General features: G+C 67.7%; 15 protein-coding genes and 1 tRNA gene. 7 read left to right on the top strand and 9 right to left on the bottom strand.

Annotation, left to right across the window (positions count from 1 at the left end):
* Window positions 1-132 precede the first annotated feature (132 nt).
* The gene (locus ACFK0J_RS02850; RefSeq protein ID WP_378736298.1) at window positions 133-543 is read right to left on the bottom strand and encodes a hypothetical protein; all 411 of its coding nucleotides are present in this window, start codon (window positions 541-543) and stop codon (window positions 133-135) included.
* Between the two features lie 688 nt (window positions 544-1231).
* On the opposite strand from ACFK0J_RS02850, the gene ACFK0J_RS02855 reads away from it, so the two are divergent.
* Together ACFK0J_RS02855 and ACFK0J_RS02860 are read left to right on the top strand one after the other, a co-directional pair.
* A complete protein-coding gene (locus ACFK0J_RS02855; RefSeq protein WP_378736300.1) occupies window positions 1232-2458 on the top strand; it encodes a cytochrome P450 in 1227 nt (408 codons plus the stop codon).
* On the top strand, window positions 2455-3045 hold the full coding sequence (locus tag ACFK0J_RS02860) for a TetR/AcrR family transcriptional regulator (protein WP_378736302.1): 591 nt from the start codon (window positions 2455-2457) through the stop codon (window positions 3043-3045). The genes ACFK0J_RS02855 and ACFK0J_RS02860 overlap by 4 nt, the downstream gene beginning before the upstream one ends.
* A 58-nt stretch (window positions 3046-3103) precedes the next feature.
* Here the strand turns inward: ACFK0J_RS02860 and ACFK0J_RS02865 are convergent, their stop codons facing one another.
* Both ACFK0J_RS02865 and atzF read right to left on the bottom strand, forming a co-directional pair.
* Complete coding sequence (locus ACFK0J_RS02865; protein WP_378736304.1) at window positions 3104-4342, bottom strand: FAD-dependent monooxygenase; 1239 nt, start codon at window positions 4340-4342, stop codon at window positions 3104-3106.
* Window positions 4343-4441: 99 nt separating this feature from the next.
* A complete protein-coding gene (gene atzF, locus ACFK0J_RS02870; protein ID WP_378736306.1) occupies window positions 4442-6163 on the bottom strand; it encodes an allophanate hydrolase in 1722 nt (573 codons plus the stop codon).
* Window positions 6164-6323: 160 nt separating this feature from the next.
* Between atzF and ACFK0J_RS02875 the strand changes: the two genes are divergently transcribed.
* From ACFK0J_RS02875 to ACFK0J_RS02885, 3 genes are all read left to right on the top strand, one after another.
* Complete coding sequence (locus tag ACFK0J_RS02875; RefSeq protein WP_378736308.1) at window positions 6324-7007, top strand: arsenate reductase ArsC; 684 nt, start codon at window positions 6324-6326, stop codon at window positions 7005-7007.
* Between the two features lie 172 nt (window positions 7008-7179).
* A complete protein-coding gene (locus ACFK0J_RS02880; protein ID WP_378736310.1) occupies window positions 7180-8193 on the top strand; it encodes an SCO2522 family protein in 1014 nt (337 codons plus the stop codon).
* A 3-nt stretch (window positions 8194-8196) separates the two neighbouring features.
* Window positions 8197-9177, top strand: a complete 981-nt coding sequence (locus ACFK0J_RS02885; protein WP_378736312.1) for an SCO2521 family protein — start codon at window positions 8197-8199, stop codon at window positions 9175-9177.
* Between the two features lie 132 nt (window positions 9178-9309).
* On the opposite strand, the gene ACFK0J_RS02890 is transcribed toward ACFK0J_RS02885, so the two are convergent.
* From ACFK0J_RS02890 to ACFK0J_RS02910, 5 genes are all read right to left on the bottom strand, one after another.
* Window positions 9310-9810 (bottom strand): GNAT family N-acetyltransferase, encoded by a 501-nt coding sequence (locus tag ACFK0J_RS02890; RefSeq protein ID WP_378736314.1) that lies wholly within the window; start codon window positions 9808-9810, stop codon window positions 9310-9312.
* Between the two features lie 199 nt (window positions 9811-10009).
* Complete coding sequence (locus ACFK0J_RS02895) at window positions 10010-10750, bottom strand: SDR family NAD(P)-dependent oxidoreductase (protein WP_378736316.1); 741 nt, start codon at window positions 10748-10750, stop codon at window positions 10010-10012.
* 188 nt (window positions 10751-10938) lie between these two features.
* Window positions 10939-11012: transfer RNA gene (locus tag ACFK0J_RS02900), tRNA-Pro, on the bottom strand.
* A gap of 83 nt (window positions 11013-11095) precedes the next feature.
* Complete coding sequence (locus tag ACFK0J_RS02905) at window positions 11096-12652, bottom strand: hypothetical protein (RefSeq protein WP_378736318.1); 1557 nt, start codon at window positions 12650-12652, stop codon at window positions 11096-11098.
* Window positions 12653-12690: 38 nt separating this feature from the next.
* A complete protein-coding gene (locus tag ACFK0J_RS02910) occupies window positions 12691-13653 on the bottom strand; it encodes a metallophosphoesterase (RefSeq protein ID WP_378736319.1) in 963 nt (320 codons plus the stop codon).
* Window positions 13654-13811: 158 nt separating this feature from the next.
* Between ACFK0J_RS02910 and ACFK0J_RS02915 the strand changes: the two genes are divergently transcribed.
* A complete protein-coding gene (locus ACFK0J_RS02915) occupies window positions 13812-14276 on the top strand; it encodes a GatB/YqeY domain-containing protein (protein ID WP_378736321.1) in 465 nt (154 codons plus the stop codon).
* 62 nt (window positions 14277-14338) lie between these two features.
* Here the strand turns inward: ACFK0J_RS02915 and ACFK0J_RS02920 are convergent, their stop codons facing one another.
* On the bottom strand, window positions 14339-16636 hold the full coding sequence (locus ACFK0J_RS02920) for a penicillin-binding protein (protein ID WP_378742572.1): 2298 nt from the start codon (window positions 16634-16636) through the stop codon (window positions 14339-14341).
* A gap of 431 nt (window positions 16637-17067) precedes the next feature.
* Here ACFK0J_RS02920 and ACFK0J_RS02925 point away from each other — a divergent pair, with 431 nt between their 5' ends.
* The gene (locus ACFK0J_RS02925; protein ID WP_014981178.1) at window positions 17068-17391 is read left to right on the top strand and encodes a WhiB family transcriptional regulator; all 324 of its coding nucleotides are present in this window, start codon (window positions 17068-17070) and stop codon (window positions 17389-17391) included.
* Window positions 17392-17483 lie beyond the last annotated feature (92 nt).

Consider the following 17483-nt stretch of genomic DNA (forward strand, 5'->3'; position numbering starts at 1 on the left):
GGCTCTAGTTGCTGGCCGAAAACTCGTCTCGCTGAACCGATAGATCGCCCTCCGGCAGCCGGGTATACCGCTTGTGTCGGTGTGGGTCGCACCGGACAACTCCACCCCGACTGTTCGGCCAGGGGTGGAGCGCTAGGCGGTGCTGCGCCGGGCCCGGAGTCCGGCGACGCCGATGAGGAGATCCGCGATGATCTCGAAAATGGCTGCGAACCAAGAGAATCCGTTGACCTTCGCGGCGGCGGGCGGGTTGATGAAACTGTCGCTGAAGGGGCCGAACCAATCAGGGAACAAGTGCACCAGGATGAACCCGGCCGCACTCACGAAGCCGATCAGAACGGCGGCGGTCGCGGCCCATCGGTGGCCGGTGAACACCAGCACGATCGTCGCCACCGCGAGAACGAATTGCGCGGTGCCGAGCGCCATTACGGTGCTGGACACGGTATCCATGCCACGTCGGAGATGATCGGCGCCGTGGGTGAGCAACGCGACCGCGAACACGGCGGCGGTCCAGCGTAATTCGGCGGAACCGGTCGGGTGAGCCATGGTGACTCCCATCGGGCGAGAGGTGGTTGCGGCTACGCAACCGATCTACGACCGAGTGTAGTAGACCTGGCCGATTCCGACCAGGTTTCCGGTACGGCTACAGCAGTCCCCACCAATAAAGCAGGCAGGCCAGTACCCAGACCACCACGGTTTCCATCGTCGCTCCCACTCTCCTTGGCGCACTTGTCTCCATCATCCGCTATTCGGGTCCGGGTGGTACAAACTCGGCACATTCGCCGCTCTGAAGGCGGGATGACCAGCGGTTTCGCACCTACAAGGTGTTCTTAAGGGCGCGCTAAGCCCGCGCGTGCATTGTTTGTGTCAACACCGAACACGCCGGGCGCTCCGGTTGACGGGGTTAAGCCACCACCGGGGGTGGGAACGGGGCACGACCTGTCTTCGAGGGGTTGACAGGTCGGGCCCCGGGGGAGGGGTGCTTGCCGGGCCGGTCTTCGAGGGGTGACCGGCCTGGCAAGTCACTCGGGACACCGGACACACACTTCGCTGGCTCTTCCGGGAGCTGACCGGCAACGATCATCGTGTTGCCACTGCCGAAGGTAACCGCGGGTGCGCGACGACGGTCCCGACTCGGCAAGGCGGCCGGACCGGTTTCGGAGGGTGATCGGTCCGGCGGATCGAATGAGAACCTGTTCTAGACATAATCGGTAAATTGTCTTACCGTCACTACATGTCGATCGATGTGTATCGGGCAGCTCCCGTGTTCGAGCTCCGCTCCGGCCCGACCTGGACGTCGCCGTGGGAGATGTATGCCGCTCTGCGCGAACAAGATCCGGTGCACCACGTAGTGCCCCAGGCACGGTCGGGCAACGACTACTGGGTATTGACCAGGCACGAGGATGTGTACGCGGCGGCCCGCGACACCGAAACCTATTCTTCCCGCGACGGATTGACCGTCGAGTACGGCGAGTTGGCCCAGATCGGGCTCACCGACAATCCGCCGCTGGTGATGCAGGATCCACCGGAGCACACCGACTTCCGCAAGCTCGTCGCCCGCGGGTTCACGCCACGCCAGGTCACCGAGGTTGAGCCGGTGGTGCGCCGATTCGTCCGCGACCGGCTGGATCGGATCGCCGCGGCGGGTGGCGGGGACATCGTCGAGCAGGTGTTCAAACCGCTGCCCAGCATGGTGGTCGCCTACTACCTCGGGGTACCCGACGAGGACCGGGATCGGTTCGACGGCTGGACCGAGGCGGTGGTCGCGGGCAGTAGCGACCGCGCCCGAACCCAGGCCATGCCCGCCTCGATGGAGATGATGGGCTACTTCGCCGAACTCATCAAGCGGCGCAGGACCGACCCGGGGGAGGACACGGTGTCGCTGCTCGTCCGGGCGGGCATGGCGGCGAATGACGCGGATGTGCGTGGCCTGGTACAGATTCTCGCCTACACCTGGACGATGGTCGCCGGCGGCAACGACACCACCACGGGCCTGCTCGGTGGGGCCGTGCAACTGCTGCAACAACATCCGGACCAGCGAGCGGCCCTGGTCGCCGACAAGAGCCGAATCCGCACGGCCGTAGAGGAATTCGCCAGGCTTACCGCGCCGGTGCAGTGTCTCGCGCGCACGGCGACGCGTGCCGTCGAATTGCGCGGTACAACGATTCCGGCGGGGCGCAAGGTGTTGCTGGTGTTCGGATCCGCCAACCGCGACGAACGTGCCTTCGGCGCCGACGCGGCAGAACTCGATATCGACCGGAATCCGCAGCGCATCCTCACCTTCGGACACGGCCCGCATCACTGTCTCGGCGCTGCCGCGGCCAGGATGCAGGCCAGGGTCGCGTTGGAGGAACTGCTCGATCGGTTCCCGAATTACCTGGTGGACATCGACGCGGTCGAATACGCGCCGGGGCCCTATGTTCGGCGGCCTACCACCGTTCCGTTCCGGTGCGCCGCGTGACCGGCGACTGGCTGGCCGACGGTCGCGCCGAACTGGCGAGCGAGCGCATCCTGGACGCGGTCCGCGCGCTGTTCATCGACAAGGGGGTGAGCGGGGTCGGCATGGCCGAAGTCGCCGAGGCCGCAGGCTGTTCCAGGGCGACGCTGTACCGCTACTTCGACAATCGGCAGGCACTGTATGTCGCGTTCGCCGGGCGCGAGGCACGCAAGGTGGTCGAACGAGTGTGGCGGGACGGGACGGTCGGCGCGGCCACCGACCCGGGCGAGCAACTGCTGGATGGACTCACCGCCTTGCTCGCGCAGGTGCGTGAGACTCCGTACCTGTCCGTGTGGTTCGCCCCCGAGAACGCGGGAACCGTTGCACAACTGTCGGATTCGTCAGAGGTGGTGGACGCGCTCGCGACGAACTTCGTCAGCGGTTTCCGCCCCGATCTGACCGCCCTCGCGGCACAGCGGCTGGGCCAGTGGTTCGTGCGGGTGATGGTGTCCCTGCTGACGCTGCCCGGTGCGAACGAAGCGGAAGAGCGGGCGATACTCCGAAATTTCGCGCTGCCGTTTCTCCTCGATCAACGGATCACGATCGAGTGAGCGGATCGGGGCCGGGCGACAACGACCGGAGCCGTGCCGGACGGTCCGGTCGTTGTGGCTACTGGTTGACGGTCTGGACGGAGTAGTCGGGCAGCTCGTAGGACTCGGTCTTGCTGAGCATCTTCATCATCAGCGGCCGCATCGCCTTCGAGGCCATCAGCTTGCTGACGGTCTGGCCGACGCGAATACCGAAGCGGGACTTGGGTGTCATGGCCCGCAGGCCGCCCGGCGGAAGGCTCTGCGCCTTGGCGATGAACGGGCGGAGCACTTCTTCGTAGCGCGCCACCGCGAGCTCCGGATCGCCTGCGTGCGCGGCGATTTCACCGGCGAGCACATACGCGCCGATCAGCGCCATCGCGGTGCCCTGACCGGTGAGCGGCGAGCCGCAGTACGCCGCGTCGCCGAGCAGCACCACCCGGCCCTTCGACCAGCTCGGCATGTCGATCCTGGCCAGTTCATCGAAGTAGAAGTCGGTTGCCGCGGGCATGGCCGCGACGATCGCGGCCGATTCCCAGCCACCCCCGGCCAGCCGCTGCCGGATCATGTCCTGCTGGGCAGACACCTCGCGACGCAGTGCCGGATCGGCGGCGGTTCGCATGATGATCAAGGCCTTCGAGGTCGCCGGGTCGGCATCGGGACGCAATCCGATGCTGGTCGCACCGGCCAGTGTGTGCATCGCGAACCAGTTGGCCGCCAGGCCGTCCGGCGATGGCAGGGTGAAGAAGGACATGTAGCCGCCGAGGTACGTCGAGAACTGTTCCGCCGGGCCGAACACCATGCGGCGGGTCCCCGAATGCAGGCCGTCCGCGCCGATCACGAGGTCGAAACGCTGCGTCGAGCTACCGGCGAAGGTGACGTCAACGCCCGTCTCGTCCTGCCGGATTGCGCTGATCCACTCGCCGTAGCGGTAGTCCACCCCGCCCGCCTCGGCCAACGCGTCGAGCAGCACCTGGTTGAGGTCGCCGCGGCTGAGCTCGATTTCGGCGACGGCACCCTTGCCCTCGAACATTTCGGTGGGCATGCGCACGATGTCCCGGCCCATGGCGTCGACGAATTTCATGCCGCGCTCGTCGAGTTGGTACTTCCGGATGCCGGGCAGCAGACCCATCCGCTCCGCCACCTCGCGGCTCGGGCCACGCAGGTCGACCGCCTGCCCGCCCGGCCGCGGCGCCGCGGCGCGCTCCACCACGGTGGTCCGGATACCTGCCCGAAGTAGTTGCAGCGCAACCGCATTGCCGCCGATGCCGCCGCCGGCGATCAGGATGCGCGGCTGGGTGGCGGAATGGTTGGTGCTCATGGTCTGGTCCCTCGTTTGACTCGAATGTCTTAGACATATGTCTACACATGGCCTGAACATTTGTCTAGAACAAATGTGTAAGACGAGTGTTCCGGGTGACTACGAGCGATCGAGGTAGGCCTGCCAGCCGCCGAAGGAGGTGATGTCGGTGCCTGCGGCGGCAGCGTCATAGGTGCAGGCAAAGCCGATCACCGAGCGGCCGTCGGACAATTCGACGCTGGTCAGCGCCATCGGGGCGGGCAAGGCGGCGAGGAAACCGCCGAGTCCGGCCTCGGCGATGCGGAACAGTTCACCGGCGATGGGAGCGCCGAGTCCGTCGCCGTGGCGAACGAGTCCCGGCTTCGGGGGAATGGTGTCCAGGGCGGTCAGTCGGTAGGCGTCCGTGGTGTGGATAACTCCGCTGAAGCGGGCGCCGAGCTGTTCGAGCTGCCAGTGCAGCGGCTGGCCGCGCAGGTGCGCGCCGAAGACGGCGAGTTCGACGCCGCGCTCGACCAGCAACGGGGCGGTTTCGCCGCCGAGGATGCGGGCGGCGAGGTCGACGGCGACCTGATCGCCGAAGCGCGGCGTCACCAGCATGACCCCGAAGGGTGCGCCGTCGGTGGTGGGTTCGCCGGGAATCGCGATGGCCCCCATGTCGAGCAGGTTGCAGAAGTTGGTGTAGGTGCCGAGTCGGCGGTTGATGCCGAGCGGGTCCGCTTGTACCGCGGCGATAGTCGGATGCTCGGTGGTCGTCGGCAGCAGTAGCGCGTCGAAGCCGTTGAGCAATTCGGTGGCGGACGCGCGGGCACGGGCCAGTGTGTCAAGGTCTGCGGCGAACGCGGGGCCCGTGGTGGCACGCGCGGATTCGATGATCGCGGCGACTGTCGGGTCGGCACCGGCGGGAGCCGTGTCCAGGAACGCGCCGACCGCGGCATAGCGCTCGGCGACGATCGCGCCGTCGTAGAGCAATCGTGCGGCCTCGAGCAGGCCGGAGATGTCGATCTCCTCGATCTTCGCGCCGGAATCCGCGACGGCAGTGATGGTTCTGGCGAACGCATCCCGGTACGACGCGCTCAGCGCGGTGCGATCCGCGGCGCGCGGGACCGCGATACGTGGCGCGAGCGGCGCGGCAAGCCGGACGTCGGCGGGCCAGGTGCGGCTGCGCGGATCCCGCGGCTCGGGCCCGGCCATCACCGCCGCCGCCGCTACGGCTCGCTCGAGGTCGGCGGCGAAGACGGTGACCGCGTCGTAGTCCGCGCAGGCAGGCACGACACCGTGCACCGGGATGATGCCCAAAGTCGCTTTGATGCCGACGATCCCGTGCAGCGCGGCCGGCACGCGACCGGAACCCGCTGTGTCGGTGCCGATTCCGATATCCGCGAGGCCGAGCGTGACCGCCACAGCCGAGCCCGAACTGGAACCACCGGAAATCAGCGCGGGATCGTGCGCGTTGCGCACCGCACCGTATGGGCTGCGGGTACCGACCAGGCCGGTAGCGAACTGGTCGAGGTTGGTCTTGCCGAGCACGATCGCACCGGCCGCCACCAACCGCTCGACCGCGGCCGCGGTTGCCGCGGCGGTATAGGCGAATTCCGGGCAGGCCGCCGTCGTCGGCAGCCCGGCCACATCGATGTTGTCCTTGACCGCGACCAGCACACCGGCCAGCGGCAGGGCCGCACCGTCGGCGAGCCGCTGTTCGACCGCCGCCGCATCGGCGGCGACCTCGCTCTCCGGGCGCAGCGTGATCCACACCTCGGGTCGATCCACCTCGGCGATCCGCCGATACGCGGCGGCCACCCGTTCGGTGGGTAGTGCGCTGGTGCCCAGGTCGCCGATGGTCATCGAGTCGACTCCTCACTGCCGGTGCGGTTCCTGGATCTACCTTGGCACCCGGCACCGCCTACCGAATCGCTCGCGCGGCACCCTGTTCACCTGCCCGGTGTGGCTTGGTTCACAGGGTGTTCGTTTGCCCAGGTCATGCGGCAACTGAGACCCTGGAGGAGTGTCTCAGCCTGAACAGTCGGGTACGACCGAAAGCTCCGCGACACCCGCACTTCGCCTGGTTTCCCTCGATCACGAGGCGGCACTCGCCGGCGCCGAGGCGCGGCTGCGCGAGGAGTTCGCCACCACGTTCGACCTCGAAGTCATCCACCGCTACCTGCATTCGTCGTACGACCGATTCGCCTCTCGCGCAACGGTAACGCTCTATCTCCCGCTGCTAGCCGAACGCTTCGGCCGCCAACGGCTCCAGGCATTGGCCAAACTCCAGGGCAAGGTCGCCCGCCCCCGTCCCACCGTGCTCTTCCTCTGCACCCACAACGCGGGCCGCTCGCAGATCGCCCTCGGCTTCTTCGCCCAGCTCGCCAAGGGCCGCGCTGTCGCCTGGTCCGGCGGCTCCGACCCGAGCAACACGCTCAACCCCGCCGCGGTGGCCGCGATGGCCGAAATCGGCGTCGACATCGCGAACGAGTACCCCAAACCCTGGACCGATGAAATCATCCGCGCCGCCGACGTCATCGTCACCATGGGCTGCGGCGACACCTGCCCGCTGGTCCCCGGTCCCCGCTACGAAGAATGGTTCATCGACGATCCCGCGGGCCTGCCCGTCGAGCAGATCCGCCCGATCCGCGACGATATCCGTACCCGGGTAGCGCACCTGCTCACCGAACTGGGTGTCCCCGTCTAGCTTGGTCCGCCGATCGCGTTGTCGGCCAACACCCTTGGTAAAACCGCGGAACGGGCGCACACTTTAGCTGTCAGTGTTCAACCGGCTACCACCGTGGCGTACACCGAGCTGGCCAGGCGCCTGCTCGACGCCGCGACCTGGGCCAGGTTCTGATCTGCGGTGAGGGGACGTAGTGGGCTACTGCGAGGAGGCCGAACAGGCGCGGATCGACCAGGTGCCGCTGTCGCACCTTTCGATCGAGGCCGGGCATTTCTGCCTGAACGAGATCGCCGACGACGTGGGTCAGGTGGTCCGCGAGTTCCGCCGGATCGCGCCGCTGGTCGAGGCCTTCACCGCCGCCACTCGGGTGCAATTCGGCCCGCGGGCGCGGGTGAGCACCTGCTATCTGATCGACGACTATTTCCAGCCCGATACCGATCCGCGCGAAATTCTCGGCAAGCTACTCACCGCCGCGGACGAAACCGGCTTGCGCATCGACTATTTGGCCCGCGAATCGGGTTGCTGGGAGGCGGAGCCGTTCGCCGACGGGGCCCCGTTGGACGAGCCGATCCGGCTCGCCGAGATGGTCGCGGCCAGAATCGTTGCCGAGCCGGAGATTTCGTCGTCGACCGGGCGCCGTCCGCCGCCGGCGGAGTCCGGGTGGCTGTGCAATGGTCGGCGTTCGTCGCTGGACGAGCCGGCCCAAGCCATGCGAGTGCAGCCGTATCGGCCGCCGGAGGAGTTCGGCCGACGCGAGCATTCGATCTTCCTCGACGTGCAGTTGTGGAGTAAGCGCACCGAGATCATCAACGGACGCACCGAAGTCCACACCAAGTGGTCGTGCGCCTTCCTCGCCTCGGTCTGGCATCTGCTGCGGCTCGGCATGCTGCGCTACGACGGTGCGGCGGTCGTCGTGCCGCAGCCGTGGCACGCCGGTGACGGCTGGCCGAGCCGGTGGCGGGAGATTCCCGCTGTGGTGCAGCTGAATCCGGACGCGGCGCCGTTCGCGGCGTACAAGACGCTGTCGATGCTGCCCAAACGCTATCTGGGCATCGAACATTCGGTGCGGCTGATCCTGGATCACATCGACCTCGACGGCGATGTGGTCGACCAGATCATCACCCGCGGTATCCGCGACGAGGTGCCGGTCAAGGTGTCGCGCAAGGTCACCGAGCGCCTATCCCATTTATTGCTCGACGGATCCTGAGTGATGGGGCCGTCCAGCACACCGTTGATCGCCCTCGGCGAGGTGCGTACCTGCCTGGTCCCCGCGTCCGCCACCCTGCACCGCGCCGAAGCGAGCGAACTGCTCGCGCTGGTGCCGGGTCGGCGCGTGCTGTGGCGGCAACGCCCGGAGACGCTTGCTGTTTCGCCGGTGACACCGGTCGGCGTCGACTGCGAAATGATGATGGATGGCGCCGCGCCGGTGCGCGTGGTCGGTACGGTCGTGGGCCGGGCGGTGGTGACGGGTGGTCGAATATTGCAGAGTTCGGTGCGCACCCAGGTGGTCCGGGCGGCCGAGCGACGACGGCAGACCTGGTCGCACTACATGAGCAGGGTCGGCGTGACCGAGCTGATCGACCGGATCGGCGACCGCGGCCGAGCAGGTGACGCGTTGGTCAACGGCTACCTGAACGGCCGCCCCGGACCGGAGACACTGGACTTGGCCTCGATCAGTGAGCGGCTGCTCGCGCGGCTGCGCGCCGACCCGAGGCTCGACCAGCAAGTACCGCTGCAGGCGGGCACCACCCGGCTGCGCTGGGCGGCGAAGATCGGCGGCACCGCGGGCCCGAAGCTGCACCTGCGGCTGGACGACGATTTCCGGCGGTCGGCCCGGCTCACCGTGCGCACCGAGGCGGAGCTTGTTGCGGCGCAACGATTCTGCGAGGACCTGGCGGCGCACGACTGGTTGCTGACGGTCGGCGACGCGGCCATCGAGGAGGCCGATCGGTTGCCACCGGCCAGCCGCGAGCAGCTGGAGATCCTGGCCGCGGTGCTGGAATACCTTGCGCACCTGTGGATGCCGGGCGCGCACACCCCGCCCGAGTTGCGCGGCCTGTGGAAGGGTCTGCAATCCGATCCCGGGTTCAGCAGGCAGTGGAACGCCCGCACCGGGCAGGCGCGCGACCGGCTCCGGGCGGCGCAGTGGAACCCGTCCCGGCGTATCCGCATCGGCACTGCCGACTGCTGAACGGAATCGCTTGCGGCACAGCCGGATAGCCGGAACCAGCGGCGGACGAGCAGTGCGACGCCGAACGCGGTTCCGGCGGTTGGTGATCGGTGGTCATGGCCTACGGACGCGTACCTCTCGGTGCCTGCCGTTTCACCGGTCGAGCTTGTATTCCAGCACGTCGCGAGGTTCACCGATGCCGAAGTAGCACTCTTCGTAGGCCGTCCATTCGAAGCCGAGCCGCTTGTAGAGGTTGTATGCCGACTGGTTGGTCGGACGCACGGTGATGAGCACGCTGCGGATCGCGTGCTGCCTGCACAGGTCGATCGCTTCTTCGAGCAGGGTCGAGCCGTAGCCGCGGCCGCAGCGGTCCGCGGTCACCGCGAGGCTGAGCAGCCACGCCCGCCGATCGGGAGTGCGGGCCACCAGCACGTGGCCGAGGACGATGCCGTCGGCCTCCGCGATCAGCCAGTTGTCGCCGTGCAGGTCGAAGAGCTGGCGCAACGCGAAATAGGGGTAGGACTGATCGCCGAAGCGCTCCGTCTCGATCGCCGCGACGTCCTCGAGATCGGACAGCGCGGCAATCCGATACACGGGCGTCGGTGACGTCGTGGCGATGTCCAATGTGCTCCCTTGCGCGGTGACGCGGGTCATAACCCCAAAGCGTAGGCGTTAGCTCGGTCGGTCGAGGCGCACCCGGCGTGCGCCGTCCGGATCGAGGTAGTTTAAGCGGAGCCGAGCCGCATTGCCCGGCGGAAATCGGGTCCTCCCGGTGTCCGTTCTACCCCGAATAGACCCCGTTTACGCCGTTGCTTCGGATTTGCGACCAGTTTGCGTCGGTAGCGAGATCTTTTCAGCCGGTAGGAGCTCGGAACCGGATGTGCCGGGCGGTGCGTTCCTCGGCTTCGTCGCTCGCCAGGAACGCCACCACATCGATGATCTCGGTCGCTTCGTCGAGTTGATCGTGCCCGCTCGTGCCCGTTTCGTAGCTCGGCCCCTGCCCGCTGTTGTCTTGACCTCGGCCGTTCGGCTCGGCTGTGCCGGGGCTGACGGCGTTGACGGCGATGCGCCGAGCTGCGAAGTCCGCGGCGAGCGCGCGGGTGAATTCCGCGATGGCACCCGCTGTGGCGGCGGCGACGGCGTTGCCCGGCGACGGCGCGCAACCGCCCGCGACGGTGATGATGCGGCCGCCGTCGGCCAGGTGGTGCCAGGCGAGCTGCATGCCGTGGAAGACGGCTTTGGCCTGGGCCGCGAAGCCGGAATCGAACTCTTCTCCGGTGATGTCCGGCAGTGGTGTGCCGATCGCCGCCGCGGTGTTGACCAGCACGTCCCAGTGCCCGAACTCGTCGAGTAGGACCTGCACCAGCTCCTCGTATTCGGCACGATCACCGAGGTCGGCCGCGAGTGCCGATGCCGAACCACCGGCCCCGGTGATCTCCTTCACCACATCGGCGGCCGATTCCGGGCTGTGTGGATGCTGGATCACCACCTGAGCCCCTTGTCCGGCAAGGGCTTTGGCGATGGACTTGCCGATTCCGGTGTCGGCGCCGGTGATCAGCGCCGTCTTTCCGGTCAGCGGGCCGGTCTTGGTCATGGCTTTATTCTGCCGGTCCCCAGCGATATCGGCGCAACCACTTCGAGTAGATCGACGGCCGGGAGAACTTGCTCGCCGATCCGAGTTCGATAGTTCGTGAAGAGGAGTAGACAGATCGCCGACTGCCGAAAACAACTCCGCCCCCGGCCTTGGCAGGCCGGGGGCGGAGCGTTCGTCTCAACCACGAGTCGGGGTGACAGGATTTGAACCTGCGACCTCTTCGTCCCGAACGAAGCGCGCTACCAAGCTGCGCCACACCCCGTGAATCGAACCTGGAGTAGCTTACAACAGGGACGGTCTAGACGTTAAACCCCCAGTTCAGAGGGGGTAACCCGGGTGGGTCGGTCAGTTGTCGTGCGGACGGATGCTGGTGAAGATGCGCTTGGCGGTTTCGGTGTCGATGGCCTCGGGGACGCCGGTGTCGGCCGCGATCACCATGACGAAGCTGCCGTTCTCGGTCGGGAACGCGACGGTGTAGACCGAGTACTCGGTGGCGCAGCCGGGCTTGGCTTTGGTCACGGTGCCCTTGGTTTCGACGAACATGCCGCGCTGCGATCCGTCCAAGGATTCGAGCGGGACGGGCGGGGCCGGGTGGCCGTCGGACGACGCCGTGTAGGCGAGCTTGGCCGTTCTGGTGCCGAGTTCGGTTGCGGCGGCTGCCGTATCGGGATCCTTCGAGCCGGTGAGGAAGGAGACGGTACGGGTCGAGCCGGGGCAGTAGCCCTTGCCGTGGCTGGCATAGCCCTTGCCCGCGACCGCGTTCGGTGGTTCACCGAAGCCGCCGATGGCGGTCTCCGGTGCGATGGTCCAACCGGGGGGCACGTCGTAGGCGGCACCGCGGTCGGGGGCGACCACCACCTGGTAGCCGGGGATGACGGGAGTTTCGTTGCGGCCCGGGCCGCTCGGGGTCGGTTGCGCCGACGTGGTTTTCGACGGTGTCGGTTCCGCGTCCGCACTGGTGGTCAGTGCGCTCACCATGGAAGGGGAACTGCCTTGCGCGTCGGCGTTGTCCGACCCGCGCTGCGCGAGCGTCACCGCTGTCACCGCGCCCGCCGCCACCAGCAGCACCACCAGACCGATCAGCAGCACGGTTTTGCCGCGCCCACTGGGCGGTGGACCGCTCGCACCGTGGATCGGCGGCACTTGGTGCGGCGGCCCGCCGAAGCCGCTCTGTGGCGCGTACGCACCGGCTACCGGCTGTCCGTACTGCGGTGCGGCCTGACCGGGCGCCCGGTACTGCTCGATCGGCGGCACCTCGCCGTACTGGGCCGGCGCGGGTTGCCATTGCAGCGTGGGATCGGGCTGACCTAGTCGGGTGGCATTGGGATAGCCGAGCAGAGTCGGCGCCGCCTCGCCCGGCCCGGGCCGGCTCGGTTCGGGCGTTCCGAGACTCGGCTGCCAGAGCCCGGCCGGCTCGCCGGAGTGCGGCTGTGCCAACAGAGTTGGGTCCGCCTGCCCCGGTGCTGCCGAGGGTGGCTGCCATTGCGCGGGCGGCGCGGGCTGGGCCGGTGCGCCGGATAGGGGCTGTGCCAACAGCGTTGGATCTGCCCGCCCGGCCGCCGGGGCCTGCCACTGCGGGGTGGGCGTGGGTCCGTTCGGCTGCCACTGCACCGTCGGGTCGGGTTGCGCCGGTGCGCTCGGACTCGGCTGCCATTGGTAATTGGGGGCGGGCGGCGCCGGTGCTGGCTGGTTCGGCTGTGCCACCGGCGGCCACGTGACTTGCTCATGAAAGCCGGAATCCCGCTTCCACGGCCGGGCGGGGACCGGCTGCTCGGCGGTCTCGTCATCGGACCCGGCGGGGCCGAATCGAGCCGCGCCGGATGACTGTTGCTGGTATGGGTGCGCCGCACCGGGCCGGCCCAGAACCGTCGGGTCGTCGCGCCGGTCGTCGAATCCACTCACAGTTGTCCCCTGCCTGACACACGTCTCGGCACGCGACCTTAGCGGGCGACGGCCTCCGATGTGGACACGCCCTGGCCCGTGTCGGCCGATGGCCGCTTCGGGGGCGCGGCGACCAGCGTCAACAGCGTGGCCTCCGGACGGCAGCAGAAGCGGTACGGCGCCCACGGCGACGTGCCGACGCCCGCGGAGACGTGCAGCCGGGTGTGCTCGCCCCACTTGGACGAGCCCTTCACCCGGGACCGGTCGATGCCGCAATTGGTGACGAGCGCGCCGTATCCGGGCAGGCACAGCTGTCCACCGTGCGTGTGTCCGGCCATGACCAGGTCGTAGCCGTCCTCGGCGAAGCGGTCCAGCACCCGCGGCTCGGGCGAGTGGGTCAGGCCGATGCGCAAGTCCGCCAGCGGGTTCGGGGCGCCCGCCACGGTGTCGTAGCGGTCGCGGTGCAGGTGCGGGTCGTCGACGCCGGCGGTGGCGATCCGGATGCCGGTCACCTCGAGGTCGCGGCGGATGTGCGTCAGATCCAGCCAGCCGCGTTCGGTGAAGGCCGCGCGCAGGTCTTTCCACGGCAGCGGGGCGCCGTAGACGCGGCGGTGATCCTTCTTGAAGTACTTCATCGGGTTCTTCGGCACCGGCGCGAAGTAGTCGTTGCTCCCGAAAACGAAAAGCCCCGGGCGGGAAAGCAATCCGCCGAGGGCCTGGACTACCGCGGGTACCGACTTCTGATGCGAGAGGTTGTCGCCGGTGTTGATGACCAGATCCGGCTCCAGCCGGTCCAGTTCGCGCAGCCACTGCTGCTTTCGCTGCTGGCCGGGCGTCATGTGCAGATCGCTGATGTGTAGCACCCGCAGCGATGACGACCCCGGCGCGAGGACCGGCATGGTGGACTCCCGCAGAACGAAGGCGTTGCGTTCGACCAGCGAGGCGTAGCCGATTCCGGCCACCGCCGCCCCGGCGGCTCCCAACGCGGTCGTGCGGACAGCAGAGGTCGAGATTACGGGCATTTGCCCAGCATAGGTGACCCCGTTGCGGAACGCCGAGTGTGTTTACGCACAAACGCTTGCGCACCCGCCGCTGACCGCCCCGCAAAACAGCGCGGCGATTCGCCGTGGCGACGCAAATGTGGTGGGCGGGTTGCGAAGGACCGGCTACCGTGAGCCTCATGTCGGAACTCAAAGCGCAACTGCGGACGGACATGACCGCCGCGATGAAAGCCAAGGACACGCTGCGCCTTGCCACGTTGCGGATGCTGCTCGCCGCCATCCAGACGGCCGAGACCGCGGGCTCCGAGGCGCGTGAACTCTCCGATGCCGAGGTGATCGCCGTGCTGCAGAAAGAGGCGAAGAAGCGCAGCGAGTCGGCCGAGATCTACACCCAGAACGGTCGCGGTGAGCTGGCCGCCAACGAGCACGCCGAGGCGCGGATCATCGACGAGTACCTGCCGACCCAGCTGAGTGAGGCCGAGGTCGCCGACCTCGCCGACACCGCCATCGCGCAGGTCGCGGAGGAAAACGGAGAGCGTCCCGGTATGCGCCAGATGGGCCAGGTCATGAAGATCGCCACCGAGCTGGCGGCGGGCAAGGCCGACGGCTCGCGGATCTCGGCAGCGGTCAAGGCCAGGCTCTGACGGCGTACCAGCCGAGCTACGGAAAAGGGGCCGCGAACCAATGGTTCGCGGCCCCTTTTTCATCAGCGTGGGATGGGGATCGGGATCGGGATGGGCGGCAACAGCGGTGGCGGTGGCAACCCGGGGATCCCCGGCAGTGCCGGCGGCGGCCCGGGCGGTGGGGCGGCGCGTTGCGTGCCGTCACTGATGTAGAGCGTGATCACCGAGCCGGGGATCGCCGACCCATTGGGTGCGGTCCCCATTACGGTGCCCTTCGGCTGAGCGCCCGGGCCGGTCACCGGTGTCACCTGGAAGCCGGCGCCGACCAGTGCCGCCGTCGCCGCGCCCTGCGTCATCCCGACCACGTCGGGCACCTGCGCGTTGTTCGACCCACGCACGTACTTGTCGTCCAGCGGCGGCAGCGCGGGCGGCGGGAAGCGGTTGAGCACGGGTTTGATGGAGTTGAACCAGGTCCGCGCGGGTTCGTTACCGCCGAACAGGTTTCCGTCGCCACAGTTGCGCAGCGGGAACGAGCAGATCTCGCCGGGTGTCGGGCTGTCGCCGTAGACGTAGGTGGCGGCGGCCAGCGAGTTGGTGAAACCGACGAAGGCCGACGAGCGGTGGCTCTCGGTGGTTCCGGTCTTGCCGGACAGCGGAGCGTTCCAGCCGGTCGACTGGGCCGCGCCCGCCGCGGTGCCGCTGATGTCGTCCTTGCTCATCGCGTTGGCCAGCGTATTGGCCAGGCCCGGCTCGACTACCTGCTCGCAGGCCTGCTGGGTGAGCGGCACCTGCTTGCCCTGGCGGTCGATGACCTCCTTGATCGGGTTCGGCGGGCACCACTTGCCGCCGGAGGCGAGCGTCGCGGCGACGTTCGACAGCTCCAGCGGATTGATCGCGACCGGTCCCAGGGTGAACGAACCGAGGTTCTGTTCCTTGATCATGTCGGCGAGGCTCTGGTTGCCGTGCCCCGAGCTGCCCGGCTCGGTGTAGGAGCGCATGCCGAGCCGGACCGCCATGTCGACCGTCGGCGTCACCCCGACGGCCTGGATCAGCTTGACGAACGCGGTGTTCGGCGAGGTGGCCAGCGCCTCGGTCACCGACATCGGTGACTTGTACTTGCCCGCGTTCTCGACGCAGTAGGTGGCGGGCGGGCAGCCGCGGGCGCCACCGTTACCCATGCCCCTGGCCTCGAACCGGCTCGGCACGTCGAGCTGGGCGTTGATGCCGAGACCCTTCTCCATGGCCGCGGCGGCGGTGAAGATCTTGAAGATCGAGCCCGCGCCGTCGCCGACCATCGAATACGGCTGCGGCTGCACAGTCTCGTTCGCGTCGCGGTTGAGGCCGTAGGTGCGGCTGCTGGCCATCGCGAGCAGCGGATGCGAATCCTGGCCCGGTGCCACGACGGACATCACCTGGGCGATGTTGTCGAGATTCGGGTTGGCCGCCTCGGTCACCGAGCGCTTCACCGAATCCTGCACGGCAGGGTCGAGGTTCGTCTTGATCAGGTAGCCGCCCTTGTCGATCTGCTCCCTGCTGATGCCCGCGTTGGCCAGGTACTGAATGGCGTAGTCGCAGAAGAAGCCGCGATCGTTGGCGGCGATGCAGCCGCGCGGCAGGCCCTTCGGCTCCGGCAGCACGCCCAGCGGCTTGGTCTTGGCCTCACGGAATTCGTCGGCGCGGCTGGGGATGTTCTGGATCATCGTGTCCAGCACCGTGTTGCGCCGAGCCAGCACGCCCTCGGCATTGGTGTACGGGTTCAGCTTCGACGAGCTCTGCACCATGCCGGCCAGCATCGCGGCCTGCGACACGTTCAACTCGGCGGCGTCGATGCCGAAGTAGGTCTGCGCCGCGTCCTGGATGCCGTAGGAGGAGTTACCGAACGGGACCAGGTTCAGGTACCTGGTGAGGATCTCGTCCTTGGTCAGCTCCCGGTCCAGGGTGAGTGCCATCCGGATCTCGCGGATCTTGCGCGCGGGGGTGGTCTCGATGGCGGCCCTGCGCTCGGCATCGGTCTTGGCCACGACGAGCAGCTGGAAGTTCTTCACGTACTGCTGGTCGAGCGTCGAGGCGCCCTGCTGGACTTCGCCGCTGGTGGTGTTGGTGAGGAACGCGCGCAACGTGCCCTGCCAGTCCACGCCCTCGTGCTCGGCGAAACGCCGGTCCTCGATGGAGACGATCGCCAGCTTCATGTCGTTGGAGATCTTGTCGCTGGGAACTTCGAAGCGGCGCTGCTCGTAGAGCCAGGCGATCGGTGTTCCACTCGCGTCGACCATCGTCGAGACGGCGGGCACGGTGCCCTCCACCAGTTCCGAGGACACGTTGTCGACGGCGTCGGCGGCACGGTTCGAGATGAATCCGAAGCCGCCTGCGAGCGGGAACATCAACCCGGCGACGAGCACGGCGGCCAGCGCGCAACTGCCGGCCAGCCTCGCGAGCGTATGTGTGATCGGCACGATCCCCAGCCTACGGGGTGGGGTCCGCGCGCTCTTCCGTGCGTTTACCCGAAGGCGATTCGGATGTGCGTTTGGGCGTGTCGCGAGGGCGAGTCTGGCGTGTCGCGGGACGGCGCGCCGCGAATGTGCCGGACCCGCCGCCGCTCCCGCCATTTTGCAGGGACGGACGTACCAAAAAATCACCGGACGGTCTTGCGCTAGGCCCATACCTTTACCTAGATTGAGAACCCAGTGTGATAGAGCTAACACTCAAAGTGGAATGTGGTGCAGTTCGCAGCGGGGTTTGGGTTGCTGCGACGCTGACACGCGATTCTGGAGCGCCGTTGACCCGGTGTTCGGACTGCAAAGGGGCACACCAAATGCACATGACAACCCCCATCGCTCGATTGGACGTGGAGCAGGCCGAAGCAAGGATCGCCTGGGTAGCCCAGGCCCGATGCAAGGAAGTGGATCCCGATCAGTTGTTCGTCCGCGGCGCTGCGCAGCGCAAAGCCGCGACGATCTGCAGGCACTGCCCGGTGTTGATGCAGTGTGGTGCCGACGCCCTCGACAATCGCGTGGAGTTCGGCGTGTGGGGCGGTATGACCGAGCGGCAGCGTCGCGCGCTGCTCAAGCAGCACCCGGAGGTAACCTCCTGGGCCGACTTCTTCCAGGCCCAACGCCAGCATCAGGTGGCAATGTAGCCCCCGTACACATTCGGAACTGAGCCTGCGAAAGCGGGCTCAGTCCCGTTTGGGGACAATTACTTCCGTCTGGACCTATAGCCGATGCGTCT

The organism is Nocardia brasiliensis (genome assembly GCF_042691675.1).
In the GTDB taxonomy this organism is placed as follows: domain Bacteria; phylum Actinomycetota; class Actinomycetes; order Mycobacteriales; family Mycobacteriaceae; genus Nocardia; species Nocardia brasiliensis_D.